The organism is Pseudomonas sp. FH4, assembly GCF_000510915.2.
Classification (GTDB): domain Bacteria; phylum Pseudomonadota; class Gammaproteobacteria; order Pseudomonadales; family Pseudomonadaceae; genus Aquipseudomonas; species Aquipseudomonas brenneri.
In genome coordinates, this window is record NZ_AOHN01000013.1 from 220,541 (window position 1) to 247,192 (window position 26,652).

26 protein-coding genes and 1 tRNA gene are annotated in these 26,652 nt (G+C 60.8%); 9 read left to right on the forward strand and 18 right to left on the reverse strand.

What is annotated here, in order from left to right:
• Positions 1 to 140: 140 nt before the first annotated feature.
• From H097_RS09640 to H097_RS09655, 4 genes are all read right to left on the reverse strand, one after another.
• Positions 141 to 890 carry an alpha/beta fold hydrolase gene (locus H097_RS09640; protein ID WP_032859344.1) on the reverse strand — a complete coding sequence of 250 codons (750 nt, stop codon included), beginning with the start codon at positions 888 to 890 and terminating at the stop codon, positions 141 to 143.
• 133 nt (positions 891 to 1,023) lie between these two features.
• On the reverse strand, positions 1,024 to 2,298 hold the full coding sequence (locus tag H097_RS09645) for an MFS transporter (protein WP_032859347.1): 1,275 nt from the start codon (positions 2,296 to 2,298) through the stop codon (positions 1,024 to 1,026).
• 187 nt (positions 2,299 to 2,485) lie between these two features.
• Complete coding sequence (locus tag H097_RS09650) at positions 2,486 to 3,640, reverse strand: acyl-CoA dehydrogenase family protein (protein ID WP_032859350.1); 1,155 nt, start codon at positions 3,638 to 3,640, stop codon at positions 2,486 to 2,488.
• 69 nt (positions 3,641 to 3,709) lie between these two features.
• Positions 3,710 to 4,567: an IclR family transcriptional regulator gene (locus H097_RS09655; protein WP_032859351.1), complete on the reverse strand. Its 858-nt coding sequence runs from the start codon at positions 4,565 to 4,567 to the stop codon at positions 3,710 to 3,712.
• Positions 4,568 to 4,849: 282 nt separating this feature from the next.
• Here H097_RS09655 and H097_RS09660 point away from each other — a divergent pair, with 282 nt between their 5' ends.
• Entirely contained in the window at positions 4,850 to 6,082 is a 1,233-nt protein-coding gene (locus H097_RS09660) for a CaiB/BaiF CoA-transferase family protein (RefSeq protein WP_032859353.1), read from the forward strand.
• A gap of 15 nt (positions 6,083 to 6,097) precedes the next feature.
• Here H097_RS09660 and H097_RS09665 read toward each other — a convergent pair whose 3' ends face one another.
• The gene (locus tag H097_RS09665) at positions 6,098 to 6,766 is read right to left on the reverse strand and encodes a hypothetical protein (protein ID WP_156356783.1); all 669 of its coding nucleotides are present in this window, start codon (positions 6,764 to 6,766) and stop codon (positions 6,098 to 6,100) included.
• Positions 6,767 to 6,803: 37 nt separating this feature from the next.
• Positions 6,804 to 6,879 (reverse strand) — tRNA-Asn (locus tag H097_RS09670).
• A 132-nt stretch (positions 6,880 to 7,011) separates the two neighbouring features.
• Between H097_RS09670 and H097_RS09675 the strand changes: the two genes are divergently transcribed.
• The gene (locus tag H097_RS09675) at positions 7,012 to 7,515 is read left to right on the forward strand and encodes a hypothetical protein (protein ID WP_050593321.1); all 504 of its coding nucleotides are present in this window, start codon (positions 7,012 to 7,014) and stop codon (positions 7,513 to 7,515) included.
• Between the two features lie 10 nt (positions 7,516 to 7,525).
• On the opposite strand, the gene H097_RS09680 is transcribed toward H097_RS09675, so the two are convergent.
• From H097_RS09680 to H097_RS09690, 3 genes are all read right to left on the reverse strand, one after another.
• A complete protein-coding gene (locus tag H097_RS09680) occupies positions 7,526 to 9,733 on the reverse strand; it encodes a TonB-dependent siderophore receptor (RefSeq protein WP_032859358.1) in 2,208 nt (735 codons plus the stop codon).
• A gap of 165 nt (positions 9,734 to 9,898) precedes the next feature.
• On the reverse strand, positions 9,899 to 10,411 hold the full coding sequence (mug, locus tag H097_RS09685) for a G/U mismatch-specific DNA glycosylase (RefSeq protein WP_032859360.1): 513 nt from the start codon (positions 10,409 to 10,411) through the stop codon (positions 9,899 to 9,901).
• A complete protein-coding gene (locus H097_RS09690) occupies positions 10,404 to 11,276 on the reverse strand; it encodes a LysR substrate-binding domain-containing protein (RefSeq protein ID WP_032859362.1) in 873 nt (290 codons plus the stop codon). The genes mug and H097_RS09690 overlap by 8 nt, the downstream gene beginning before the upstream one ends.
• A 135-nt stretch (positions 11,277 to 11,411) precedes the next feature.
• On the opposite strand from H097_RS09690, the gene H097_RS09695 reads away from it, so the two are divergent.
• From H097_RS09695 to H097_RS09710, 4 genes are read left to right on the forward strand one after another with little or no spacing between them, the layout of a single operon-like run.
• Positions 11,412 to 12,464, forward strand: a complete 1,053-nt coding sequence (locus H097_RS09695) for an agmatine deiminase family protein (RefSeq protein ID WP_032859365.1) — start codon at positions 11,412 to 11,414, stop codon at positions 12,462 to 12,464.
• Positions 12,465 to 12,468: 4 nt separating this feature from the next.
• Positions 12,469 to 13,377, forward strand: a complete 909-nt coding sequence (gene aguB / locus H097_RS09700; RefSeq protein ID WP_032859366.1) for an N-carbamoylputrescine amidase — start codon at positions 12,469 to 12,471, stop codon at positions 13,375 to 13,377.
• A gap of 1 nt (position 13,378) precedes the next feature.
• On the forward strand, positions 13,379 to 14,464 hold the full coding sequence (locus H097_RS09705) for an extracellular solute-binding protein (RefSeq protein ID WP_032859367.1): 1,086 nt from the start codon (positions 13,379 to 13,381) through the stop codon (positions 14,462 to 14,464).
• A gap of 20 nt (positions 14,465 to 14,484) precedes the next feature.
• The gene (locus H097_RS09710) at positions 14,485 to 15,594 is read left to right on the forward strand and encodes an agmatine deiminase family protein (protein ID WP_032859369.1); all 1,110 of its coding nucleotides are present in this window, start codon (positions 14,485 to 14,487) and stop codon (positions 15,592 to 15,594) included.
• Here H097_RS09710 and H097_RS09715 read toward each other — a convergent pair.
• From H097_RS09715 to H097_RS09725, 3 genes are all read right to left on the reverse strand, one after another.
• Positions 15,591 to 16,652, reverse strand: a complete 1,062-nt coding sequence (locus H097_RS09715) for a membrane protein (protein WP_032859371.1) — start codon at positions 16,650 to 16,652, stop codon at positions 15,591 to 15,593. The genes H097_RS09710 and H097_RS09715 overlap by 4 nt on opposite strands.
• Positions 16,653 to 16,748: 96 nt before the next feature.
• Positions 16,749 to 17,132 (reverse strand): Rid family detoxifying hydrolase, encoded by a 384-nt coding sequence (locus tag H097_RS09720; protein ID WP_032859372.1) that lies wholly within the window; start codon positions 17,130 to 17,132, stop codon positions 16,749 to 16,751.
• Positions 17,133 to 17,159: 27 nt separating this feature from the next.
• Positions 17,160 to 18,296, reverse strand: coding sequence for an FAD-binding oxidoreductase (locus H097_RS09725; RefSeq protein ID WP_032859373.1), 1,137 nt, complete (start codon positions 18,294 to 18,296; stop codon positions 17,160 to 17,162).
• A 159-nt stretch (positions 18,297 to 18,455) separates the two neighbouring features.
• Here H097_RS09725 and H097_RS09730 point away from each other — a divergent pair, with 159 nt between their 5' ends.
• Positions 18,456 to 19,073, forward strand: a complete 618-nt coding sequence (locus H097_RS09730; RefSeq protein WP_050593322.1) for an XRE family transcriptional regulator — start codon at positions 18,456 to 18,458, stop codon at positions 19,071 to 19,073.
• Here H097_RS09730 and H097_RS09735 read toward each other — a convergent pair.
• Positions 19,067 to 19,504 (reverse strand): N-acetyltransferase, encoded by a 438-nt coding sequence (locus H097_RS09735; protein WP_032859375.1) that lies wholly within the window; start codon positions 19,502 to 19,504, stop codon positions 19,067 to 19,069. The two genes, H097_RS09730 and H097_RS09735, sit on opposite strands and share 7 nt — an antisense overlap.
• The gene (locus H097_RS09740; protein WP_032859377.1) at positions 19,501 to 20,187 is read right to left on the reverse strand and encodes a metalloregulator ArsR/SmtB family transcription factor; all 687 of its coding nucleotides are present in this window, start codon (positions 20,185 to 20,187) and stop codon (positions 19,501 to 19,503) included. Before H097_RS09740 ends, H097_RS09735 begins: the two co-directional genes overlap by 4 nt.
• Positions 20,188 to 20,299: 112 nt before the next feature.
• On the opposite strand from H097_RS09740, the gene H097_RS09745 reads away from it, so the two are divergent.
• Entirely contained in the window at positions 20,300 to 20,800 is a 501-nt protein-coding gene (locus tag H097_RS09745; RefSeq protein ID WP_032859379.1) for a DUF2938 domain-containing protein, read from the forward strand.
• Here the strand turns inward: H097_RS09745 and H097_RS09750 are convergent.
• From H097_RS09750 to soxR, 4 genes are all read right to left on the reverse strand, one after another.
• Positions 20,781 to 22,640 (reverse strand): DUF3857 and transglutaminase domain-containing protein, encoded by a 1,860-nt coding sequence (locus tag H097_RS09750; RefSeq protein ID WP_032859381.1) that lies wholly within the window; start codon positions 22,638 to 22,640, stop codon positions 20,781 to 20,783. The genes H097_RS09745 and H097_RS09750 overlap by 20 nt on opposite strands.
• Before the next feature lie 106 nt (positions 22,641 to 22,746).
• A complete protein-coding gene (locus H097_RS09755; RefSeq protein WP_032859382.1) occupies positions 22,747 to 23,640 on the reverse strand; it encodes a bestrophin family ion channel in 894 nt (297 codons plus the stop codon).
• A 77-nt stretch (positions 23,641 to 23,717) separates the two neighbouring features.
• A complete protein-coding gene (locus H097_RS09760) occupies positions 23,718 to 25,016 on the reverse strand; it encodes an MFS transporter (RefSeq protein ID WP_050593323.1) in 1,299 nt (432 codons plus the stop codon).
• 212 nt (positions 25,017 to 25,228) lie between these two features.
• On the reverse strand, positions 25,229 to 25,711 hold the full coding sequence (gene soxR / locus H097_RS09765; RefSeq protein WP_032859383.1) for a redox-sensitive transcriptional activator SoxR: 483 nt from the start codon (positions 25,709 to 25,711) through the stop codon (positions 25,229 to 25,231).
• A 240-nt stretch (positions 25,712 to 25,951) separates the two neighbouring features.
• Between soxR and H097_RS09770 the strand changes: the two genes are divergently transcribed.
• Positions 25,952 to 26,647: a tRNA (adenine(22)-N(1))-methyltransferase TrmK gene (locus H097_RS09770; protein WP_289345521.1), complete on the forward strand. Its 696-nt coding sequence runs from the start codon at positions 25,952 to 25,954 to the stop codon at positions 26,645 to 26,647.
• Positions 26,648 to 26,652 lie beyond the last annotated feature (5 nt).

The window sequence follows — 26,652 nt, forward strand, 5'->3', positions numbered from 1 at the left end:
CCGAACACCACGCACTAAATGTGGGAGCGGGCTTGCTCGCGAAAGCGGTGGATCAGTCGGTACATCCGGCGACTGAAAAACGGCTTTCGCGAGCAAGTCGAATCGTCGCACCGCCGCTCCCACATTTGATATGTGTGGTTTCAACATCGGGGGTGACAGGCCTCATCCAAAAACTTCACCACAGTGCCCATGCAAGCCTGGCGCTCTTCGACATGGGGCATATGGCTGGAGTCTTCGAACAACGCCTCGCGCACATCGGTGATTTCATCGAGGAACACCTTGAATTCCAGTGGTATGACCTGGTTATGGCGCCCGCAAATCATCAGGGTCGGTACTCGGATCTGCGTTAGCTGGCCAATCCTGATCGGGCCGTGCAGGGCGTTGTACACCGTAGGATCGGCCGCCATCTGGGCGAAGGTGCGTGCCACTTCTTCGGGCCACGGGTTGATCCGGCACAGAGGCTGGTCATCGAAGCCGGCAGCCAGGTTGGCGGCGATAAGTGCGCACAGGCCCTTGGGTTGGCGAATCGCGTGTTCACTGCCGAGCCTGGCGCCCCAGGCGTGCCCGAGGATCGCGTAATGGTTGCTGATGCGCAGATGGTCGAGCAGGTTGTCCAGCTCTTCGAGAAACAGTTCAACCGTCCAGAAATCGGCGGGCTGGTGGGGCAGGTGGGTGGAATGGCCATTGCCCAGTTGGTCGTAATGAATCACCGCATGGCCACTGGCAGCTACGTCCTTGAAGGCGTCCAGATAGTCATGGGTACCGCCGGGGCCACCATGGAGGATGACCAAGGGGGGCTTGCCGCTGTCGAGGTTCCCGGTCACGCGATACCAGGTCTGGTAGCCGCGAAAGGCGGCGTAGCCCTGGTGGGTCTGTTCGATGAATTCCATTTCCGGCCCTGCCATCAGCAATTGGTCGGGTACACGATAGTTTGAACAAAGCGTTTAAGTAACTGGCAAAACGGCTAGGTTTTCCTGCTGACCCAGGTGGGAACCGGTAACCCGGCTCCCGCCCAGGTTTGGCTTATTGCTTCTGCGGATCAAACTGCTTGTCACGGATAAACAGCGCCGGGATCACCCCGCAGATAAAGTACGCCGCGCCCATCACCATAAAGCCCACGCCAATCGAGCCGTGGGACGCCAGGAAGCCAATGGCCGCCGGCGCTACTGCCGCGCCAACCCGGCCGATGTTGTAGGCGCCGCCCACGGCCGAGCCGCGGAATTTCGCTTCGAAGCTTTCGGTCATGTAGGTCGCATTCACGCCGTAGGGAATGCCGTACAGGAAGCCGAAGGCAATCAGCAGCCAGAGGATGTTGTCCGGGCTCTGGTACAGCACGATCACCGGCAGGAACACCGCCGTGCCGAGGGCACCGAAGGCAAACACCACACGCCGACCCAGGCGATCAGCCGCGAGGCCGGCGAGGATCTTGCCGAAAATCATCGCCGCGTAGGTACCGACCATGTAGCTGGTCATCGACTTGAAGTTCATCCCCAGTTCGCCTTCCAGGTAGGACGGCATCCAGTTGTTGACCCCGTAGTAGCCGAACTGCAGGAAGCCTGCGGTCAGCGCCCAGAGCAGGAACATGCGGCTGGCCCTGGGGTCGCTGAAGATCAGCTTGAACATGCCATCGGGCTTTTTCGCCGAAACGCGCTGGATGCCTTCGGCTTTTTCCCGCGCACGTTCGGCCTGGGCGTTGAGCCAGGCCTGGGGTTCTGGCACCAGGCGTTGCATCAGTACGGCGAGGATCACCGGGATGATCGCCACGTAGAACAGCCAGCGCCAGCCGTGGTCCGGCAGGATCCAGCCGGCCAGCAAGGTGGCGACGATGTAACCCACCGACCAGCCGGCCTGCAGGGTGCCGAGCACGGTGGTGCGGTAGCGGGTCGGTACGTATTCGGCCATCAGGGTATTGCACGCGACATACAGTGCGCCCAGCCCGAGGGAGGCGAAAAAGCGGGTGGCCGCGAACTGCCAGTAGCTGTGGGTCAGGCCGAGGATCGCGGTGCCTACCGAGAACAGCACGATGCTCCACACCACGGTCTTGACCCGGCCAAAGCGGTCACAGGCCCAGCCCCCATAAATCCCGCCGACCGCCATCCCGGCCAGGGTGAAACTGCCCAGGCTGCCAGCTTCGACACTGGTCAGGCCGAACTCGGCCTTCAGGCTGCTGAGGCTGTAGGAAAGTAGCATCAAGTCTGCGCCGTCGATCAAAAGACCGAGGAAGCAGAAGATGAAGACAATGATCCACAGGTTGTTTTTTGCGGGCGACAACGCCCCCGTCGATGTGGCGACTTCCATAGCGATACCTTGTTGTAGTTGTAGGGCACTGGTTATGGGTGTTGCATGAACAATGAATATCTACTGTGGGAGCGGGCTTGCTCGCGAAAGCGGTGGGTCAGTTAATAAAAAGTTGACTGACACTGCGCCTTCGCGAGCAAGCCCGCTCCCACACAAGCCCGGTTCCCCCCAAAGGGTTGTGTGGGGTTTAGTGCTGGGCCTCGCGAATCATGTTGCGCGCGATCACCAACTGCTGGATCTGCGTGGTGCCTTCATACAGCCGGAACAGGCGCACATCGCGATAGAACCGCTCGATCGCGTATTCGCTCACATAGCCCGCGCCGCCGTGGATCTGCACGCAACGGTCAGCCACCCGACCGCACATTTCCGTGGCGAACATTTTTGCGCAGGAGGCTTCGGTGCCGATATTCAGGCCCTCGTCACGCTTGCGCGCGGCGTCCAGCACCATGCAGCGGGCCGCATAGATTTCAGCCTTGCTGTCGGCGAGCATGGCTTGGATCAACTGGAACTCGGCAATCGGCTGGCCGAATTGCTTGCGGTCGATGGCGTAGTGCAGGGCATCGTCGAGCATGCGCTCTGCTGCACCGACGCTGATAGCCGCGATATGCAGCCGACCCTTGTCGAGTACCTTCATTGCCGTCTTGAAACCCACACCCTCGATGCCGCCGATCAGTTGCTCGGCAGGCACCCGTACATTGTCGAAAATCACGTCGCTGGTATGGGCGCCTTTCTGGCCCATCTTATGGTCGCGCTTGCCCAGGGACACGCCCGCCGTGTTGCGCTCGATGATAAATGCGCTGATGCCACCGGAGCCCTTGATGTGCGGGTTGGTGCGGGCCATCACCGTGAAAACCCCGGCGTGGGGCGCGTTGGTGATAAAGCGCTTGGTGCCATTGATCACGTAATGCTCGCCATCGCGCACGGCGGTGGTTTTCAGCGAGGCGGCGTCAGAGCCGGAATCCGGTTCGGTCAGACAGAACGAACTGAGCAACTCGCCGCTGGCAAGCTTGGGCAAGTAGTGTTGTTTCTGCGCCTCGGTGCCGTCCAGCAGAATGCCAATGGCGCCGATGCCATTGTTGGTGCCGAAGTAGGAGCGGAACGCCGGCGAGGTGCGACCCAGCTCGAAGGCAATGCTCACTTCTTCTTCCATGGTCGCGCCCAGGCCGCCATAGGCTTCGGGCAAGGTCAGGCCGAACAGGCCCATGTCCTGGAATTGCTGGACGATATCCGCCGGGATTTCATCAGTCTCGGCGACTTCGTTTTCCCGGGGGATCAGCGCTTCGTTGACGAACTGGCGAATGGAGTCCAGCAGCAGGTCAAGCGTTTGCGGGTCTCGGATCATGTACATTCCTCGGCGGCCCGTTCGGCGGGCCTGTTGTATTGAATCTGCCGAGGCCATGCACCGATCTGTCTAGCGGGCGGCGGCCTCGATGTTATTGACCATGTGCTTGAGACGCGGCCCGATGTCGTCTTCGAGTTTTTCCCGGGAAAGGTGAAAACTCGGCCCGCCACAGTTGAACGTCAACAGCCCATGTTGTGAGTGCAGCATGGGCACGGCGATGGCGTTGACATCGCGGTGCCACTCACCGATCGACATGCAGTAGCCGAAGTCGGTGTAATCCCGGAACGCGCGCTCCAGCCCTTTGCGAATCTTTGGCCAATCCTCCGGATGGCGCTGGCGGATATGCTCAAGCATGAATTCACGCTCGTTCCCCGGCATCGCCGCCAGGCACGCGCGCCCCGCAGAACTCAAGTGCAGCGGCAAGCGCGTGCCGACCTGGCGGCGCATGGTCATGTTCGCTTCGCCCTGGACCACGTCCAGGTACACCATGTCCAGGCGGTCCCGGGTAGCCATCGCGACGGCGGCCTGGGCGTACTTGGCCATGGTCTCCATCACCGGGTGGGCCACGGCCCGCACCGACAGGTTGGAAAGCATCGCGTAACCAAACGCCATCACGCCCACATTCAACTGGTACCGGCCCGACTGCGGCAGGTGCTTGAGGTAACCCAAGCGGGTCAGGGTGTGGGTCATGCGGGTAATCGTCGGTTTCGGCAGGCCGGTCTTGCGCGCCAGCTCCTGATTACTCAACACGCTTTCGCTAGGGGTAAAGCAGCGCAGCAACTCCAGGCCACGGGCCAGTGCCGTGATGAACTGGCGATCCTTGTCTTCCTCCTCTTCGGTGTTCATCGGATCCACCAGCAGGTGTTCGAAAGCAGTGCTGCCTGCAGGTGTCTCTGGTGTGTTCGGGTCCTGGCTTCGACGGCGCATGGTAGACATCCTTCTTTTATAAAATCAACAAAACAAAACCATATTCCGCAGTGCGAAACAACTGGAATTGTTGAGTTTTAACGGTGTCTTTATATTTATTCGTTTTTAAACAGTCACTTAGGATTATTTTTATTGGTGTTTTAGGTTTTTACGTTTACATCCTCCATGCCGCTACATATGATTTGTGGAAAATACGAAATGTTGTTTCGCACTGCAAAATTAGTCATGGGTTTTTAATCTATAATCCACAGTCGGCGATACAGACCTTCAGGAATAAAAACAATGGGTGCTTTAACAGGTTTGCGGGTACTGGATTTGAGCCGGGTATTGGCCGGTCCCTGGTGTGGCCAGGTGTTGGCGGACCTGGGCGCAGAAGTGATCAAGATCGAACGCCCGCACAGTGGCGACGACACACGAGGCTGGGGGCCGCCGTGGATGAAGACCGACACCGGCGAGTCGTCCGGGCAGGCGTCGTATTACCAGTCCACCAACCGTGGCAAGCTGTCGGTGGCCATCGACCTGGCCAGTGCGCAAGGCCAGGAACTGGTGCGGGCACTGGCGGCCAGCTCCGACGTGCTGATCGAGAACTACAAGGCCGGCTCCCTGGCGCGCTACGGCCTGGACTATGCGACTCTGGCCGAGGTCAATCCACGTTTGGTGTATTGCTCCATCACCGGTTTCGGCCAGACCGGCCCACGTGCCGAAGAGCCCGGTTACGATTTCATCATCCAGGGTATTGGTGGGCTGATGAGCATCACCGGCGAGCGCGATGACTTGCCGGGCGGCGGCCCGCAAAAGGTCGGCGTGGCATTTTCTGATCTGATGACCGGGCTGTATTCCACCGTGGCGATCCAGGCCGCGCTGCTCAGCCGCGAACGCAGCGGCGTCGGCCAGCATATCGATATGGCCCTGCTGGATGTGCAAGTCGCGACCCTGGCCAACCAGAGCATGAACTACCTGGCCTCCGGCAAAGTGCCCCAGCGCTTTGGCAATGCCCACGCCAACATCGTGCCGTACCAGGTGTTCCGTGCGGCCGACCGCGACTTCATCATCGCCTGCGGCAACGACAGCCAATTTATCGCGTTGTGCCAGAGCATCGGCCTGCCACACCTGCCGGATGATCCGCGCTTTCGGCGCAATGCCGATCGCGTTGCTCATCGCGCCGAGATCGTCGAGCTGTTGTCGGCGCACTTTCTTGGACGCACGGCGGATGAGTGGGTCGCCTGTATCCATGCCTCGAAAGTCCCGGTGGGCGCGATCAACAACATCGCCCAATCCCTGGAAGAGCCACAGGTAATCGCCCGCGAACTGATGGTGAAGATTCCCCATCCGCAAAACCCTGACTTCGCCATGGTCGGCAGCCCGATCAAGATGTCCGGCACCCCGGTGGAGTACGTGCGACCGGCGCCGATGTTGGGCCAGCATACGGATGAGGTGTTGGCGGGGCGGTTGGGGTTGTCCAGTGAGCAGTTGGGGCTGTTGAAGAGCAGTGGGGTGATTGAACAGTTACCGTAACGAGGGCGCGCGTGGTCACCGCTGCAATATTTTGCCCAACGCGCCCATGTCCATGGCTTCATTCATGCTCAACGGGCCGGAAAAGGTGAAGGGTTCCTTGTAGAGCGATTCATAGTGCATCTCCACAAACACGTCATTCCTTTGCAGGAACAGGCTCATTTGCAGCAGGCACAAGGGGCCGAACTGCGTGCTTTTAGTCGGCTCCAGAATCACGATGTCATTTCCAGGCCTGACCGCTGCGCCTTCGGTAGGCCAGCCTTTGGCGAAACACTCGGGATTCAATCGCGCTTTCTCCAGCACGGCCGGCCAGCGACTGTCCCCCAGCCCGTCGAACTGCTTGTCGCCGACGCGAACAGTGAACGACGTGATGATGCCCGGCCCAATCCCTTCGTTGGATAAGTACAGTCCGCTTTTTTTCGCCGTCAAATGCGGTGTAATCATCAGGTAGGGCCGTACGGAAAGGCGGTTGTGCTCGCGCATCAGGTCCAGTTGCCAGAAGGAAATCGACGCGGCGGCAATGGAAATCACCACTGCTGCCAGGGAAAGGAGGGTGCCGGAGGAAAGCGTGGGCTTTTTCGGTGTCAGTGTGGCGGTGGGGCGGCGCGGTTTGAAAAAGGGATGGTCATGCAGTTTTTTCACGGGTCGACTCCTTGTCGATAGGGGTACACGAGAAATTTCGGGCAAAAAAAAGCCTGCATTTCTGCAGGCTTCTTCTAGTGTATGGCTCCACGACCTGGACTCGAACCAGGGACCCAATGATTAACAGTCATTTGCTCTACCAACTGAGCTATCGCGGAATGCGGCGTATCTTACTGATTGAAAAGGATAAGTCAAACGTTTCGTGTTTTTTGTGCCTGTGCATGGCAGGGTACGCAACGGATTGCCTATCGCCGCAATACCTTCGGTGCCGAGTGCCCAAGGAAAAGTTCATGAGTTTCAGTTGGGTAGAGTTAGCTTTTGGCGCGATGGTGATCATCGCCCAGGGCCTGTCGTTTTGGTTCATGTATTGGTTGTTTAAAAAGCTACGAAAACCCAAGTCGGCAGCGCCTGCCTACGCCCTTGACACTGGTCTTGATGGTAAGGCGATTCCAGTGTTGGCGACGTTCACCGGGTTGAGGCGTGTTCCTTGGGTGGCTGTGGCTTCCAATAGTCTTAACCCGATGTTTCGCCTTGACGGTCAGCAGTTGTTTTACCGGGTTTTTCGGCAAAAGCAGCGCATGTTTCACGATATTTTGCTGGTGGACACGCGCAGCGCCTATGGCACCTTCAACCTGATTTTTGAATTCACCGACTCGCCGTTCACCTTCATCGTGAACCTGGGCAGTGCATCGCGAGTGGCTTATGTCCTGAGTCTGCTGCCCAGCAGCGTCCCGCTTTCCGAGCGGGCGCAGGCGGCGTGCCTGGGCGAGCCCCCGCGTGAGCGGGGGGTATGAATGGTTCTGATCAGAACGAGTAGGTCGCCGAAGCAATCGCTGAGCGCGCATCGCCGTATTCAATAGCCGAGGAGCGTGCAGCGTTGCCGTTCTGCTGGCGTACTCGCTCGACATAGTCCTTGTTGAACAGGTTATTGACGTTCAACTGCAGCTCCAAATCGTCGTTGACCTGATAACCCACCATCGCGTTGTGCACCCAGAAGGCATCCAGCTTGGCGGTGGTGCTGGAGGTTACATTGCGTTTGCTGGCATATCGCGCACCATAACCGACAGACCAGCCAGCCGGCAGTTCATAGGTTGTCCACAGGTTGAATGAGTGCGGTGGCGTATTTCCCAGGGCTTGGCCTTTGCGATCATTACCGGCTGGCGTGTTGGCGGCATCCAGGGTTTCGCTGTCGAGGAAGGTGTAGTTGGCGAACACATCCCACAGTTCAGTGACGCGACCGGTCACGCCGAGTTCGAAGCCTTGCACGCGTTGTTTGCCGGCCAACTGGGTGGAGCCGTCAGACATCGTTTCGCGAGCGTTGGTTTTTTCGACACGAAACAGCGCGGCATCCAGCTCCACGCGTTTGTCCAACAGCTCCCATTTGGTACCCAGCTCCCAGGTCTCATTTTTCTCCGGCGCCAGGTTTTCGGTCGCCGCACTCAAGCCGCCGCCGTTTGATGCCAGGTTTTCTGCCGATGGGTTGAAAGAGTTGCCCCAGGCAACATAGAAGCGACCGTTCTCGGTCGGCTTGTACACCAGGCCGGTGCGGGCACTCAGTTTTTCGTCGGTGGAGGACAGGCTGGAGGTTTGTACGTGGGTGCCTGTGTATCCGTTTGCCCGGCCTTCGATCTTGTCGTAACGCAGGCCCAGGTTGAGGTCCCATTGCTCATGCAGGGCGATGGAGTCGAACAGGTACAACGCTTTGTCGGTCAGTTTGGTTTCGGTGTAACCGCTGGTGGTTTTGTTGACCGGGCCACTCCAGTGGCCAGGTGGATTGCCCAGGTCATAACCGTTGCCGGGGTACAAAGAGGTACCGAGGCCATGGTTGTAGGTTTTCAGGTCCAGGGTTTCACGGGAGATTTCAACACCGGTCACCAGGTCATGGCGCATTCCGGCAAGTTGAAAGTTGCTGATCAGGTTGGTTTGGTTGATCCACATTTCGGTGATGGCATCACGTCCATAAGCTTGTGGGCCAGCCGGGCGGTAGCGGCCCGCTGACACGCCGCCGGTGTTGACGTGCGAGGCCGACACGATGGTATCGCGGTCAGTACGGCTGTAGCGTGTGAGGTTTTGCAGGCGCAGGTTGTCGTTGAAGTCGTGTTCAAAGTTGGCGGTGAAGGCGCTTTGTTCGAGCTTCTCCTTGTCGAGATTCTTCCAGCCGAAGTAAGCATCGCGGTCAACGCCGGACAAACGTTTGCCGTCGAGCGCCGGGACGCCGTAGTCCGGCAAATTGTCATCGACTTGGTGAAATGCACTGAGGGTAAGGCTTGTAGATTCGTTGACGCCCAACCGCAGCGACGGCGCGATCCCCCAGCGTTCCCGATCGATCTCTTCACGGCCGGCGACGTCGTTCTGATGCCCCATCAGGTTGAGGCGCACCGCGCTGTTGTCGCCTACACCCTCAAGCGGCTGGTTGGTGTCCAGTGTCAGACGGTAGTAGTTGTCAGTGCCAATACTGCCGCCAAGGCGGGTGAATGCCTGATCCTGAGGCTGTTTACTGATGATATTGATGCTGCCGCCTGTGGTGCCGGCACCGCCGAATACCGAGTTGGGGCCTTTGATCACTTCCACTTGTTCGACGTTGAACGTATCGGTGCGGCTGGTTTGCGCACTGTCGCGCAGGCCATCGATCTGGATGTTGCTGTTGGCAGAGAAGCCGCGGATGTTAATGCTGTCCCCAGATCCGCCACCCCCTTCACCGGCATTGAAGGTAATGCCGGACACGTTGGACAGCACCTGGCGCAGGCTCAGTGCCTGCTGCTCCTGAATCACTTTGGGCGACACCACGGTGATGGTTTGCGGTGTATCGAGCAGCGGGGCCACATATTTACTCGACGCCGAGTGCTCGGTCCTGGAGTCTTTGCGCGCGGCTTCGATCTTGATGCTATCCAATTGCAGGGCCTTCTGGCCTTCGGCGGCGATAGCAAAGCCGGAAGACGAGGCGATGGCAACGCTGATGGTAGAAGCCAGAAGGTGACGCTGTGGGAGTGGAGGGGTGGTGCCGGCGCGCATGGGAATTATTCTCAATTATTAAAATGAGAACCAATACTATTTGAGAATTTATGCTAAAAACTGTTTTGGCATAAAATGTTACATATTGAGGTGTGGCTATGGGAACTTTGCATCGGTCGCTTTCGGGTGAAGCGGCTTTATCAAGGCACTTGTGAGAGATGTTGGTTATCTGCCATCCATTGCCTGGCGCAACTGACGGTAGGCATCCACCAGTTGGTCCAGCGTAAAGGCGAGGTTTCTGCCACTGGGATTAGGCAGTACCCACACCGCAGCATCCCCCAACGTCCTGGATTGAAGTCCCCACGCGACCTCCCGCTGGCCCGACAATGCGCAATACCCCGCCTTACCCAGAAACGCCACATAGCGCGGTGCATTGCGGCGGATCTTGTGTTCAAACCCTTCGGCCGCTACCTTGAACTCATCCAGCGATAACTGATCCGCCCGCGCCGTTGGCCGCTCTACCACCGTGGTCAGCCCGCAGCCGTACTGCAAGATCGTCCGATCCTCCTCGGGGGGCACTTGATGCGGGGTAAACCCGGCCAGGTGCAGGGTGCGCCAGAAACGGTTGCCGCGCCCGGCGAAGTGATGGCCCTGGGTAGCGGCGAGCAGGCCGGGGTTGATCCCACAAAAGATCACCGCCAGCCGTTCGCTCAGAATATCTTCCAGCCCCTCACTCATCCGAGCCTCCAGGCGTCAGGTTGCCTATCAGCCACTGGCTGAAGCTGCGCGCCAATGGGTCGTTTTCGCTGTCACGGTGGGTCAGCAAGGCCCAGTTGGGGCCGCGAATGGTCGCCTCGACCAAAGGTTGCAGCAGGCCATTGTCCCGCGCGTGCTGGCTCAGCAATTGGCTGACCAGCGCGATACCCAGGCCGCCGCAGGCCGCGTCCAGCAACAGGCCGGGATCGGAAAAATTCAGGCCCTGGTCCTGCTGGCCGACATCGATCCCGGCCTCCACCGCCCAATGGCTCCAGTCCATTTCCCGCTCGCCATGCAGGGTCGTGCGCTGTTCGCGGGGCAGGGTCAGTACGCTGGGATGGGCGGCGGGATACAGGCGGTCGGCATGCAGCACTTTGAAGCTGCACTCGGCCTGGGCGCTGATGTCATCGCGCACGGCAAGGTCGATGGTCTGGGTGGCCATGTCCGGCACTTCATCGGTGCTGAACAGCCATAAGTCCACGTCCGGGTGGCGCCGGCGAAAATCCCCCAGGCGCGGGAGCAACCAGTGGCGGGCAAAGGCGGGCGTGGTGTTGAGCACCAGTTGATTGGCCTTGCGGTACTGCCCCAGTCGACGCACGCCCACCGACAGTTGCTGCAACAGGGCCTGGGTGGTGCTGAGGAAATCATGGCCGGCATCGGTCAGGGCGACGCTGCGCCCATTGCGAAAGAACAACGGCTGTTCCAGGTACGCTTCCAGGCTGCGGATCTGCTGGCTGATGGCCGATTGGGTCAGGTGCAGTTCGTTGGCAGCCTTATGAAAACTGCCCAGCCGCGCGGCTGCTTCAAAGCCACGCAGTGCCCCCAGGGGCGGCCAGTGCTTAAGCATACTGATAAGTTTTTCTAATCATTTTCCAGCAAAATCCATCGTTTGTTTGGCGGTTTGGCCAAACGTAGCATGGATCCCCATAGCGTGTACGCCGTTTTTGGTGAACACAAAGGCTTAACTCAGAAGGGGGTTTTCATGCTGCATAACGAGATGCCACACAGCGGCTGGTGGATGCCGGCGGAATGGGCCCGGCATGCCGCGACCTGGATGGTCTGGCCCCATAACCAGGCGCTCTGGGAATCCGGGTGGCGCGTGACCCTGGCCCAGGTGCAGGAGGATTTTGCCCGGGTCGCCAATGCCATTGCACGCTTCGAGCCGGTGAAACTGGTGGTTGACCCGTCTGCACTCGACAGTGCCCAAGCCCTGTGCGGCCCCAACATTGAACTGATCGCGCTGGCGGTCAACGACAGTTGGTGCCGCGACTCCGGCCCCAGTTTCATTGGCCACTCGCAACTGGGCCTGGCCGGTGTCAGCTGGCGTTTCAACGCGTGGGGTGGCAAGTCGGCCCATGATCTGGATGAGGGCCTGGCCCGGCGTACCCTTAACCATTTGGGCCTGCCTTGTTTTGGCACGCCGTTGAGCAATGAAGGCGGGGCAATTCATGTGGACGGTGAGGGCACGCTGATCACCACCGAGTCGGTGTTGCTCAACCCCAACCGCAACCCAGGCATGAGCAAAGCCGAGATGGAGGCGATTTTTGCGCGCTGGCTGGGGGTGACAAAAACCATCTGGTTGCCGGGGGATCCGCAGTCTGTCACCGGGGACATGACCGATGGCCATGTCGATGGCGTATGTGCCTTTGCCCGACCTGGCGTGTTGCTGGTCGACGCCACCCATGATCAGGGCTCGGTGTACGCCGAGGTGGCCAGGGAAAACCGCCGCGCCCTGGAGTTGGCCACCGATGCCCAGGGCCGCCGGTTCGAGTTGATCGAGCTCTATGAAGCCAGCGAGGCAGTGGATGCCGACGCCGAGGTGTTTTGCGCGTCCTACACCAACTTCTACATTGCCAACGGCGCGATCATCATGCCGGCCTATGGCATCGCGGCGGATCAAGTGGCGGCTGATGTGCTGGCCCAGGCATTCCCAGGTCGTGTGGTGGTGCCGGTGCGCATCAATCACCTGGCCCATGGCGGCGGCGGTGTGCATTGCATCACCCAGCAACAGCCGGCCTGGCCGGTACAGGGGTGATGCCATGACTCTGTTGACCATCGCCACTACCCAGATGCCCTGCACCTGGGACTTGCAGCACAACCTTGAGCAAGCCGAGCGATTGGTGCGTGAAGCGGCGGCCCAGGGCGCCCAGGTTATCCTGCTGCAAGAACTGTTCGCCACGCCGTATTTCTGCATCGAACAACAACACAAACACTTGGCTCTGGCCGAGGAGTACCGCCACAGTAGGGTGCTCAAGCGCTTCGCCGCGCTGGCCAGGGAACTGGGAGTAGTGCTGCCGTTGAGCTGGTTCGAAAAGGCCGGCAATGCCTACTTCAATTCATTGAGCGTGGCCGATGCCGACGGGCAGTTGCTGGGGGTGTATCGCAAGACCCATATCCCCAATGCCATCGGCTATCAGGAGAAGGAATATTTCAGCCCCGGCGACACCGGCTTCAAGGTCTGGGACACCGCATTCGGCCGCCTCGGCGTGGGCATCTGCTGGGACCAGTGGTTCCCCGAGACCGCACGTTGCCTGGCGTTGCTGGGGGCTGAGGTGTTGCTGTTTCCCACCGCCATCGGTTCCGAACCCGGTTGTGCCAGCCTGGATTCCCGTGACCATTGGCAGATGGCCATGCGCGGGCATGCTGCCGCGAATCTGCTGCCGGTGGTGGCGGCCAATCGTGTCGGCCGGGAAGTGGCGACCACCGATGCGAGCTTGCAGATGGACTTCTACGGTTCGTCGTTTATCTGCAATCACAAAGGCGCGCTGCTGGCCGAGGCCGACCGTGACAGCACCGGCGTGCTGGTTCAGCAGCTGGACTTGGCGGCCATGGCCGAAGAGCGCCTGACCTGGGGCATCTACCGTGACCGCCGCCCGGACATGTATGGCGGCTTGCTGACCCAGGACGGTCGCCACCTGCACCCACGCTGGCAGACCCAAGGGGTATGACATGAAGCTGATCCACTGCACTCTGGCCCTGAGCATCGTCATCCCGACGGTACAGGCCGACGAAAAGATCCTGCGCCTGTACAACTGGGCCGACTATTTTGCCGAAGACACCCTGGCCCGCTTCACTGCCGAAACCGGGATCCAGGTGATCTACGACGTGATGGAGGGCAGCGAGACCCTGGAGGCCAAGTTGATGGCCGGTGGCAGTGGCTACGACCTGATCTTCCCCGGCGACACCGTGGGCGAGCGCCTGATGCGTGCCGGCAGTCTGCAACCGCTGGATCCGGCAAAACTTGAGGCGCTGGATGATATCGAGCCGGGCCTGCAACAGCTGCGCAGTCATTATCGAGCCTCCAATCAGGCTACCGTGCCCTACACCTGGGGCACGATTGGCCTGACCTATAACGCGGAGCAGATCCTACAGCGCATGCCGAATGCGCCGGTCAACAGCCTGGACCTGTTGTTCAAGCCTGAATTGGCCCGCCAATTTGCCGACTGCGGTATCTCGCTGATCGACTCGCCGGATGAAGTGCTGGCCGTCGTGCTCATCTACCTGGGGCGCGAGCCGCGCAGTGCCAAGCCCGAGGACCTGGCGGCGGCCAGCGAACTGTTGCTCAAGCTGCGGCCCTCTATCCGCAAGTTCCAGTCGCAGCCGGTGAGCGACCTGGTCAATGGCAACCTGTGCCTGTCCCTGGGCTACAGCGGCGACATGACCCAGGCGCAACGGGCGGCCGATGCGGCGGGTAAAAAAGCCCAGTTCCAGTACCACATTCCCCGCGAGGGCACGACGGTGTGGATGGACACCATGGCCATTCCTGTGGATGCGCGGCATCCGGAATACGCCTACGCGTTCATCAACTTTGTCATGCGCCCGGAGAACATGGCGGCCATCAGTAATTTCACCGGTTACCCCACGGCCAATGCCAAGGCCCGCGCCAGCGTTGAGCCGGCCATGCGCAACAACCCGCAGATTTACCCGGATGACGCCACTTTCAAGCGGCTGGTGGCCGGGCAGGACATTCCCCAGGCCGACATGCGTGCACGCATGCGGGTTTGGACTAAATTCAAGACAGCCATCGGTCAATGATGGTTCACACAGAGGTACACATGAGCACACGTCGCCAATTCATCAAACAGGCCGCGGTGGTGGCCAGCCTGGGCGCCGTCGCGTCCATGGGCTTGCCTGTGCAGGCGGCGCTCCAGGGCCGCTGGTTCATGCCCGATGAGGGCGAGAAACACCAGCGCGCCTTTATCGCTTTTGGCGCCCAGGAGGCGATTCACGAAGACTTCACTCCCGCTGTGCAGGACGCCCTGGGCCGTATCGCCCGGGCCATTGCCGAGTACGAGCCGGTCACGGTGTTCTGCCGCGAAGAGGAGCGCGAGCTGGCCGAGGAAAAATGCGGCACCCGCAATATCACTTTCGTCCACGCCGAACTGGATGACATCTGGATGCGTGACACCAGCGCCAACTTTGTCGTGGATGACCAGGGCCAGTTGGGCGCGGTGGACTTCAACTTCAACGGCTGGGGCAACAAGCAGCAGCACGCCGACGATGCCGAACTGGCGGCTCACGTTGCCGAACTGGCAGGCGCAACCTATATCCGCAGCGAACTGGTGGGCGAGGGCGGTGCCATCGAAGTGGACGGTCATGGCACCGGGATCATGACTGAAAGCAGCTGGATCAATACCAACCGCAACCCTGGCTGGAGCAAGGCCGATGTGGAGGCCGAACTGAAAGCCCGGCTGGGCTTGCGCAAGATCATCTGGTTGCCGGGCATCAAGGGCAAGGACATTACCGACGCCCATGTCGACTTTTACGCACGCTTTGTCACGCCGGGCGTGGTCATCGCCAACCTGGACACCGACCCTGAGTCCTACGACCACAAAGTCACCTTGGCCCATTTGGACATTCTCAAGCAGGCCACCGATGCCGATGGCCGGCCATTGCAAGTACACACCGTGTCGCCGCCGCTCAACCCACGCAGCAACCGCTTTAGTCGTGACAACCCGGATTATGCGGCGGGTTACATCAACTATTTCGTGATCAATGGCGCAGTGATTGCGCCAGAGTTTGGCGACAAGGTCGCCGACCGCAAGGCCTTCGACCTGCTGTCCAGGCTCTACCCGGGGCGCAAGGTGGTGCAGCTCAATATCGATGCCATCGCCGCAGGCGGCGGTGGCATTCACTGCGTGACCAGCCACCAGCCTTGGGTTTAGCCCGTTGCCCCGGCAAGGCGCCCGAGGCGCAACCAGCCAATCAACACGGCGGCGATCAGCAAGAAGCCCAGGTAGCCAAACAGCGGATACACCTGGCCGACCAGGCTGATAAAACCGATCAGGCTGCCGGCAAAGGCCAGCACCGCGAAGGCGGCCGAACCGATACGGAATGTGCGGGTGCCGGGTGGCAGCAGGCGGGCCGAGAAAGAGTACAAGGTGCCGACGGCGGTGTTGAGGATCATCAGGAAGATAATCACCGCCATCAGCAGCCCGAGGGCCGGAGAGACTTCGCTGGCGATGGACAGCATTGGCATCGGCAGATCCGCCACGCTGTCCAGGCGCGACAACAGTCCCAGGCTCATGACCAGCATCAGCAGGCCCAGGATGGCGCCGCCGAGAATTCCGCCCCAGATCGCCTGTTTTTCGCTTTTCGCCGCGCCGCCCATGATCGCCAGGATCGGTACGCCGGCCACGATGTTGTAGGACACGTACAGCAATGCACCGAGCAGCCAATGGCTGGCACCGGCACTCTGGCGGCTGGCCAGTTGATCCAGCTCTGCGAAGCCCTGGCCACGGGTGGCAACGCCGTAGAGCGCTACACCGACGGCTGTGAGGATCAAAAACGGCGTGACCGAGCCGATCAGGCCGATGACCTTGTGCACGTCCAGGCACACGATAACGATCACCACCAGGGTGACCGCCACGCTGCCCAGTGTGGCCGGGATGCCGAACTGCTGTTCCAGCAATGCCCCGCCGCCCGCCAGCATGACCACGGTGACCGCAAACATGAAAAAGGTGATCATCAGGTCGACCAACACCCCCAGGTGGCGCCCGCACAGTGCATACACCACATCTTTATGGGAGGTGGCGCGCAGGCGGCTTCCCATGCCCGCCAGCGCCATGCCGAGGAAGGTGAACAGTACGGCGCTGAGCACCGCACCGAGTAATCCCCACACGCCGAAATCGACGAACATCAGCAACAGTTCCCGGCCCGAGGCGAACCCCGCACCGACGATCACACCGACAAATGCACCGGCAATCTTCAGACTTTCTTTCATGACGACTTCCCTTGAATTGTTGTTGTTAAGGGGCGTGCGAGCTTGCTTGTGAAACACCTCAACGAAACGCGTTGCCTTGAGGCTTTTCGCCAGGTATCAGCGGGTTGGCGGGCCGACCCAGGCCTGGACTTCGATTTCTATATCGACCCCCAGCGCCAGTTGCGCCCCGACGGTGGAGCGCACCGGGAAACCTTGTTTGAAGTAGCGCGCATACACCTCGTTGAAACCGGCGAAGTGCTGCATGTCCGACAGCCACACCGTAGCCTTTACCACTTGGTCAAACCCCACGCCGCATTCGGCCAGGGTTTCGCCGATGCGGCTCATGACGGCTTCGGTTTGCAGCTGGATATCGCCGCGTACCACTTCACCTTTCGGGTCCATGGGCACTTGCCCGGAGAGGTACAACAGATCGCCCACCCGAATGGCTTTGGAAAACGGGTAGGGCAGGTGGCTGGGATAACGCTGGAGACTTTCTGGCATGACAGGGAACCTCGGCAGAGTGAATGATCAGCGCAAGCGGGCGGGAGCCAGGCGCTGGGGTTCGACGCCCTGGCGCCGCAGCGCCTCAGGCAAGGGTTGATCGAGCAATAGGGCATAGGCCAGTTGCGAGACCCCGGCCGCCGACTGAATGCCATAACCGCCTTGGGCGGCGAGCCAGAAGAAGCCTTCACAGCGCTCGTCCCAGCCCACCACCAGATCGCCATCGGCCACGAACGAGCGCAGGCCGGCCCAGCTGTGGCGTGGCCGGCGAATGCTCAGGGAGGTGGCGGCTTCGATGTGGTAAATCCCGGTGGCGATGTCCAGCTCTTCGGGCATCACGTCTTGTGGCGGGACCGGATCGGCGTTGGCCGGTGAGCCCAGCAGTTGGCCGGCGTCGGGCTTGAAGTAAAAGCTTTCATCGATGCCGATAACGGCGGGCCAGCGTGAAAAGTCCAGGCCTTCGGGACCGTCGAAGGTAAAGGCGGTACGGCGGCATGGTTGCAGGCCGATCGGTGCTACGCCGCATTGTTGCGCCACCTGATCGGCCCAGGCGCCAGCGGCGTTGACCAGGTTGCGAGCTCGCAATTGTCGGCCGTCGGCCAGTGTCAGCAGCCAATGCCGGCCCTGGCGGATGGCGGTGCTCAACTGCGCGTCACACTGCAAGACACCCCCGGCACGACGCATGGCCCGCAGGAAACCCTGGTGCAGCGCATGCACATCAAGGTCGCGGGCCTCGGTTTCAAGCATGGCGCCGGCGATGATTTCCGGACGCAGGCAAGGCACCAATGCCAGCGCCTGTTCGCAATCCATCAACGAGACATTGGCCGTGTTTGCCTGATGGCCGTCGAAGGTTTTTTGCAGTAACGACTGCTGCTCGTGACTGGCCACATACAGACAGCCGCGTGGCTCCAGCAGCGCGTGCTCGGTAAAGCCTGCCGGTGGCTGCTCGTAGAAGGCCCGGCTGGCGCGGGTCAGCGCTTGAATCTGCGCAGTGCCGTAGGTTTCCATGAACATGGCGGCAGACCGGCCGGTAGCGTGATACCCCGGCTGGCTCTCACGTTCGAGCACCACCACACTGGCTTCGCCGGCCAGGCGATAGGCCAGTGACGCGCCCGCAATGCCGCCGCCGATGATGGCGAAATCGAAACAATCACTGTCCTGCATGCCGACGTCCCTTGTGTGTGCGAATGAAGTTTTTCTCGTTTTTGATAATTCTCACATAAGAGAAATGTAGGATATGAGAATTTTCCAGTCAAGCCTTCGTCGTGGGTTAATATTCCGGCCCTAGTCCCCGCACCGTTTTTTGTACGACAGAGAGACCGCATGAGTTCCGATCAGACAGCGCCCGCTTCGTGTTCCCCGGACCATCCGCTGATAGATCGCAGCCAGGTCGGCGCGCGTTTGCGGGGGATCCGCAAAGACCAGAAGCTGACGCTCAAGCAGTTGTCCGAGCGTTCGGGCGTGGCGCTGTCGACCCTGTCGAAGATGGAGTTGGCGCAGGTCTCGGTGAGCTACGAAAAGCTGGCGGCGGCGGCGCGTGCGCTGGGTGTGGATATTGCGCAGTTATTCAGCCCGGTGAAGGCGCTGGCGAACCTGCTCCAGCCCACAGTGGTCAGCACCGCCATTGATAGCGCGGCGGGCTACAGTACGGGCAATTATGATTACCACCCGATGGCAGGGGACTTCCCCGGGCGGCGCATGACGCCGATGTACGCGCGCATCTTCGCCCGTGAACTGACCCAGTTTGACGACTACATCCGCCATCCCGGCCAGGAGTTTGCGGTGGTGCTGTCCGGACGGGTGCGGATTCAATTCGAAACGGGCGAGTCCATCAGCATTGGCTGCCGCGAAACCGCTTATTTCAACAGCGGCATCGGTCATATCTACCTGGCGGAAAGCGAGGCGGACGCTGAAGTGATGGTGGTGATGACGGATTACTGAGGCGCGCTGGCGCCACTGCTCATCAAGTATTCCACTTGGCCGCTGTGTTCATCGACCTGTTCATGGGTGACTACAAACCCTTGCGACAGGTAGAACTGGCAGCTGGCGGTGTTGTTTTTATACACCGCCAGGGTCAGCACGGGGCGCTGCTTCCTGGCGTGAGCCATCAAGCGTTTACCGATGCCCTGGCCCTGGCAGTCGGGGGCGACAAACAGCGCGGCCATCTGGTTATCGAGCAGCGAGTAGAAACCCACGACCCTTGAGTCGCGCTCCATGACGTAGGTTTCTGAGGCCGGGATATACAGGTTGCGCATGTTCTCGACCTGCGATTGCCAGAAGGCGGGGTCGATAAAGTCGTGGGCGATGAGCGAGGCATCCAGCCAGATTTGCAGGACGCAGTCGAGGTCTTTGGGTTCCAGGAGTCGGATCATTTTTCCAGTCTTGCAGGGGGGTGTTCGACACTCAGGCCGGCCGCTTTCCAGTCGTCAAACCCGGCGCGCAGCCGGCGCGCGGGTAAGCCATGGGCGTGCAAGGTGTTGATGGCATCGGTGGACAGTACGCAATAAGGCCCGCGGCAGTAGGCGACCACGTGCTTGCCTTTGGGCAGCTCGGCCAAACGCTGTTGCAGGGCCTGCGCCGGGATGTTGAGCGCACCGGGCAAGTGCCCTGAAGCGAACTCATCTTCGGGGCGCACATCCAGCAGCACCACGCTCTGGCTTTGCATCTGCATCAGCAGCTCCTCGATGGAGATGCCCTCCAGGCGCTCACGTCGCGAAAGACTGTCGAGGGCGACCTCGCGTATCTCGGCATGCTGGAACGCCAGGAAGCCCCGCAATGCTTCCAGCAAAGGTGCCACCGGCCCGCCCCCCAGGCTGTACAGCACACGTTTGCCATCGCGACGCGTCTGCACGATGCCCGCGCGCTTGAGTTGCTGCAAATGCTGCGAGGCATTGGCGACAGACACGCCGGACAGTTGCGCCAGTTGTTCGACAGAGCGTTCTTCCTGGGCAATGTGCTCCAGCAGTGCCAGACGATGGGCATGGCCCAGGGTCCGGGCGATGTCTGCCAGGGCGGTGAAGTGATCGGCGGGGAATAGGGGGCTTGACGGTTTCATGGCAAAGATCCTAGCATCGGCCAAACATTCAATCAATTAATTGAATGTTTGTCTGGGTGACGCCTAAGCCTCTCTGCTGCGTTCACCGTCCACGATCAGAAGGAAGCGCGGCATGCTTGAGTTTGTTGGGTATTCGGTGGTTATCGGGGCCGGTGCGACCCTGGTCATGGATCTTTGGGCATTGTTGCTCAAGCGTTGCCTTGGCGTGCCGTCCCTGGATTTTTCCATGGTCGGTCGCTGGGTCGGCCACCTGCCGCGTGGGCGCTGGATGCATGCCGGTATCGCCCAATCACCAGCGGTGCCGGGGGAGGGATTGTTGGGTTGGGTCACCCATTACCTGATCGGGGTGTTCTTTGCGGCGTTGCTGCTGTTGATGGTGGGGCTTGAATGGGCACGACAGCCGACGTTGCTGCCGGCCCTGGCCTTTGGTGTGCTGTCAGTGGTCGCGCCGTTCTTCGTCTTGCAACCGGCGATGGGCGCCGGCATCGCGGCGTCCAGAACCCCCAGGCCTAATACTGCGCGGTTGCGCAGCACGCTGGCCCATGGGGTGTTTGGGGTGGGTCTGTACCTGGCCGCCTGGGCGCTGGTCCTGCTTACAGGGTCTGCACGATGATCTGGCTCTTGAGGTCGTTGACCATGCTTTCAATCACCGGCTTCATCGCCTTGAAGTCCTCGGGGCTGCATACCGTATTGGCATGGGCGAACTTGAAATGGCGGGTGATCAGCACCGTATTGCCTTCCTTGGCGTAGGTCGCCTGGTAGTCAAAGCCGGCCTGTTGCAGGGACTGCGGCTTGGGCACGGCGAGGACGCTGACTTCCTTGGGAAACTCGAAGCGGGCCTGCTCCTGGGTTTCTCCCGAGAGGCAACCGAAGCCTTGGGTGCGGTCTTTTTCGGAGGCAAAGGCAAACACGTTCTGCGCAATGCCGCCGACCAGGCTGCTGAGTGCTGGTACACCGGTTGGGCCTGGCAGGTTGACCAGGTTGTCGGTGCGCCCTTCAAGGGTGTTCTTGAACGGGTTGACTTCATCTTGCAGCGAGTCGCTTTTGAACGTGCCCTGGCCCGTTTGCCCGTACCAGCCGAGGACGTTACGGATCATCGAGTCGCGGTCAGCCGGCTTCATGGCATTGAGCAGGTAGCGATTGAATTCCGAGCCCCAGCCTTCCACGGTGGTGGCATGCACAAAGTCCGCCGCACCGTTGCTGTCGACCTTGAACAGCAGGTCGTTGCTGACCTTGCCGGTTTGCGCGGCCGGGGTCTTGGCCAGTTCGCCGGATTGCGTCAACAGCACTGGCTTGCCCAGCACGGGGATTGGCAGGTAACCGGCGGCGATGGCCGTGGCGGTCGAGTCCAGGTACAGATCCAGGGCCGGCACGTAGGTGATCGCATGGTTGAGCACGCCCAGGGTAGGCACTTTGGCCAGGGTGTAGCTGTTACCCAGGTTGACCAGCACCGGCGAGCTTTCAATTGCCACTGCGCGCAGCATGGCTTCAAGCAGGGCCACGTGGTCCTTGCAGTCGCCATAACGGTTATCCAGCACGGCCTGGGCTGGATGCGGCACCACACCGCCCGCGCCGACATACACCGCCACATAACGAATGTTCTTGCGCACCCAGTCGCTCAGGGCCAGGGCCTTGCTGTGCGGGGTGGTCAGGTTGGCCGTGAGTTGCTTGGCCAGGGCGGTAATGGCCGGCGTGACCTCTACCTGGGCCCTGGCTTCATAGGCCTGGGCAAAGTCCTTGTAGCTGGCGAAGGTCGAGACCGCGAGGAACTGGCCGTAATCGACATAGGACACGGCGCCGGTTTCAATACGCGCCTTTGCCTGCGGTACGTAGTCCCAACGGTACACCTTGCGCCCGGCGGCGGCGGCCGGTGTGCTTGCCTTGAAGCCCCGGGCGTCGACAAACAGCGGCTTGTCGGCCGGCAAGTCGTAGCTCAGGCTCAACTGTTCGGTGTCGTAGAAGTCCGGCACGAAGAAGTCTTCGAACTGCTGGGGGAACAGCGCCGTGGTGCGCTGGCGCTGGTAACGCAGGACCAGCCGGTCACCGACCGCCACCTGCGGGAAAATCACCACCTTGACCCGTGAGTCCTGGAACATCGGCGCCTCGGAAGAGGCCGTCTCCTGCTGTTCCTTGATCTGCTCGGCGCCCACCTTCACCTGGCGGCCATCGGCCTTCTGGGTGAAGGCTTCAAGCACTTCGAGGGTTTCCAGGGAGCGGTTGTAGCTCAGCGAACGTTGCGCATTATTCTTGATCGCCCGTTCTTCATTGATCCGTGTCACCAGTTCAATGGTCTGGACGAAACTGCCATCGGCATTGATCACGTAGGATTGTTGATTTTTTTCGAAGGTGGCCGAGTGGTCGGTTTCATCGGTGGCGGCCTGGACCGTCAGTGAACAGGCCGCCAAAAGCAGTACGCCCAGCAGGCGCAGAGGGGGCAGGTAAGAGCCTTGCATAGAGATCCTTCTGACTAATGCGACGCTTACCGGGTGAGGGCATCGCGATAAACGAAATGTTTAATGCGACGCATTATTATATAGAGGTTCAAAAAATGCAGGCTTTTTAATGGCCCCTGCGCACATCCCCCAACGAATCACGCTGCATCGACTGCAGGTTTTTCTCGATGGTTTCGCAAATGGCTTCGGTCTGGATCTGGTGCTCGCTGGAGCGAAACGGGCTTTGCAGGTCGGTGCCGATGCGTTCGATGGCCAGCAGCATAAACCCCACCACCGTCGAGGCCAGCGGGGTGAACCAGCCCAGGGACTCCACCAGCCCCACCGGCACGATCAGGCAGAACAGCGAAATAAACAGCCGTGGAAAATACACATACGGGTAGGGCAGTGGTGTATTGGCGATGCGCTCCATGCCGCCCTGGCTGTTGGACAACTCGACCAGGGTGGATTCGAGCCGCGCCAGGCGAATGCTGTCCAGGCGTCCGGCCTTGTACTCCCGGGCCAGCAAGGCGGCAGAGCCGGTGAGGATGTCGTTGGCAAAGTTGTTGGTGGCACCGTTGCGCGCGAACTCATCCATGGGAATAAACGCCCGCACTTCCTCCGGGCACGGCTCACCCCGCAGGTGTGCGGCCAGGCAATTCACATAGGCCACGTGGCGGCGCAGCAGGGTCGACTTGATCGGGTTGACCTCGCTGTCGGGGTCATCGAGCAACGTCAGTACCTGCCGCGCAAAACTGCGCGAATTGTTGACCATCGAGCCCCACAGCGTGCGCGCTTCCCACCAGCGGTTGTAGGCGCTGGTGTTACGAAAACTGATCAGCACCACCAGCGCCGAACCGAGCAGCGTCAGGGGCATCAGCGGCAGGTTGATCTTGGCGTTGAGGAACAGCATGAAGTCTACGGTGACCGCAATGTCCCAGAGCAGCAGCCAGAACAATGCCCAGCCTACATACCCCATGGTCTTGATAATCAGCCGGTACTTTTTGACGATGGCAGCTTTCAAACACAAACCTCCGAGCGGGCGAAAAGCATCAGTGCCCTAGCTCGGACGGTGTTTGCGCAAGAAAGGTTCGTCGTTTTTCAGGCTTCGTGCAGGGAAATGCGCGAGGTTTCCGGCAGGGCCAGGCCACCGGCCAGTGCGAGCAAGGCCACGGCAATCAGGTAAAACGCCGGTGACAGGTTGCTGCCGGTGCTGCTGATCAGCCACGTTGCCACCAGTGGCGCAGTGCCGCCGAAGATCGTGTAGGCCATGTTGTAGGTGATCGCCGAGGCGGTGTAGCGCGTGCGGGTCGGAAAGGTTTCCGAGAGCAGGGCGGCCGTGACCACGCCACACAACACCGCCCCCACCGCCAGCAGCATCACGCCGACGATGGACGCGGCGAACGAGCCGGAACTGGCCATCAGGAACGACGGATACACCACCACCATCAACAGCCCGCAGGCGGTCATTACCGTGACGCGCCGCCCGACGCGGTCGGAATACCAGCCGGCTGCCGGGCATATCGCCGCGGCGAAGATCAGCGCAATCAGCGACACCAGCAGCGCTGTCGCCCGGCTCAGGCCACCGGCCACTTGCAGGTACGTGGCAAAGTAGGTGGTGAACATATAAAACGACAGCGCCGTCAGCGACACAAAGGCGCCCAGGCAGCAGATCGCTGCGCCATGGTTGCGCAGGGTTTCCTTGAGCGGCGAGTGGGCCACGGCATGTTCTTGCTTTACCGCTTGGAACGCTGGGGTTTCATCCAGCCGCCAGCGCAGGTACAGGCCCACCAGGCCCAGCGGCGCGGCGATCAGGAACGGCAGGCGCCAGCCCCAACTGCCCATGGCCTCGGCCGACAGCGAGGCTTCCAGCGCATAGGCCACCACCGCCGCCGAGGCGAAGGCGGCAAAGGTCGACACCGGGATAAAGCTGCCGTACCACGCCCGTTTATCACTGGGTGCGTGCTCCATCAGGTAGGCACAGGCCCCGGCGTATTCACCGCCGGCGGAAAAGCCCTGGGCGCAGCGGATCAGCGACAGCAGGATCGGCGCCGTGACCCCAATCGCGGCATAGGTGGGCAGCAGGCCGATCAAGGTCGTCGCCCCGGCCATGAGCAAAATCGTCATCGCCAGGGTGCGCTTGCGGCCAATGCGATCGCCGAGCATGCCGAAGAAAATCCCGCCCAGGGGCCGAAAGGCAAAGGCCACGGCAAACACCGCGAATGTCTTGAGCAGCGCCACGCTGGCATCACCGCTGGGGAAAAACTGTTGGGCGATGGTGGTGGCGAGAAAGCCATACACGGCGAAGTCGAACCACTCGACAAAGTTGCCGATACCGGCGGCGACAATGACTTTTCTCAGGGTTTGCGGCGGGACCTGTTCGGTAGATGAGCGCGTCATGGCGGGGCCTCGGCATTTCGTCAGTAAGCCCTCGATTATCGGGAAAGCGCCTGGGGCGGCTTACTTCAAAAGTGTCATCGGCATAGTCAGCACCGACCTACGGCCCATGGATTGCACTGTAGGAGCCGGCTTGCCGGCGAAAAACCCGAGAGCGACGCGGGGCACCAGACACCCTGCGTTATCGTTGACGTTTTTCGCCGGCAAGCCGGCTCCTACAGGGTGGGTTGCGCCCGGCTGGCGCGTTCGAGGATCCTCGGCCCCGGTCCTTCCTGGCTCAAGGTATCGCCGGGGTTGCGCAACGGGCAGTCGCTAAGCGACAGGCAGCCGCAACCAATGCAGTTGTCCAGGCTGTCGCGCAAGGTTTCCAGGGTTCTGATGCGTTCGTTGAGGTTGTCGCGCCAGGCCGAGGACATTTCCCCCCATTGTGCGGCGGTCAGTTTGCTGTTCGGTGGATAGCGGCTCATGGCGCGCTTGATTTCTTCCAGGGGGATCCCGGTACGTTGCGCCACCTTGATGATCGCAATGCTGCGCAGCACCAGCGACGGGAAGCGCCGTTGGTTGCCGGCGTTGCGCGTGCTGGCGATCAAACCCTTGGCCTCATAGAAGTGCAGGGTGGAGATCGGTACGCCGCTGCGTCTGGCAACCTCGCCGATGGTGAGCGAGCGCACACCGTCCGGGTTCTTTTCTGCTGCCATGGGGGTTATCCTCAGGTTAAGTTGAGGTTTTATAGTCCCGCCCGTTCTTTGCTGCAACCGCTTTCTTTGCCTACCACTCAGGAGGGCCTGCAACTGACCCACTGGGTGCTGGTGGGCTGGGTGCAGTTGGGGTTTGTGATGCTCAATGTGCGTTGGGTTTAGTGCTTTACCCTGCGCCGATCACCGCGCATCATGCGCCGCCGGCACCCATGTCAGTGGTGCCGTGAAAAGGAACAGCAGTTGAACCCACACACATTGTCCATGCGTCTCGAACGCGTGGCGGCGCAAGTACCGACCGGTGCGCGCCTGGCTGACATCGGCTCGGATCACGCCTACCTGCCGGTGGCGTTGATGAACCGTGGCGCGATTGTCGCGGCGGTCGCCGGCGAGGTGGCTGTGACACCGTTTCGCGCCGCCCAACGCACCGTGCACGACAACGGCCATGAGCTGCACATTCACGTGCGCCTGGCCGATGGCCTGGCAGCAATCGAGCCGGCAGACCGGATCGACGCAGTCAGCATCTGCGGCATGGGCGGCGAGACCATCCGCGATATGCTCGACCGCGGCAAGGCGTACCTCAGCGGCCGGGAGCGCCTGATCCTGCAACCCAACGGCGGCGAGCAACCGCTGCGCCTGTGGCTGATGGACAACGGTTACCGCATCCTCTGTGAGGAGCTGCTGCGGGAAAACCGCTTCGACTACGAAATCATTGTTGCCGAGCGCGGTACACCGGTGAGCTACAGCGCCGAACAACTGTACTTCGGTCCCTTGCAGATGCAGGCCCGCAGCCCGGCCTTCCTGGCCAAGTGGCAGCGCCTGTTGCGCTACAAGCAACGGACCCTGGGCCAACTCGCCGAGGCGCGACAGGCGCTGCCCGAGCAGAAGGTGCAGGAGTTGGCGCAGGAGGTACGCTGGATCACGGCGCTGTTGGTGTAGATCAG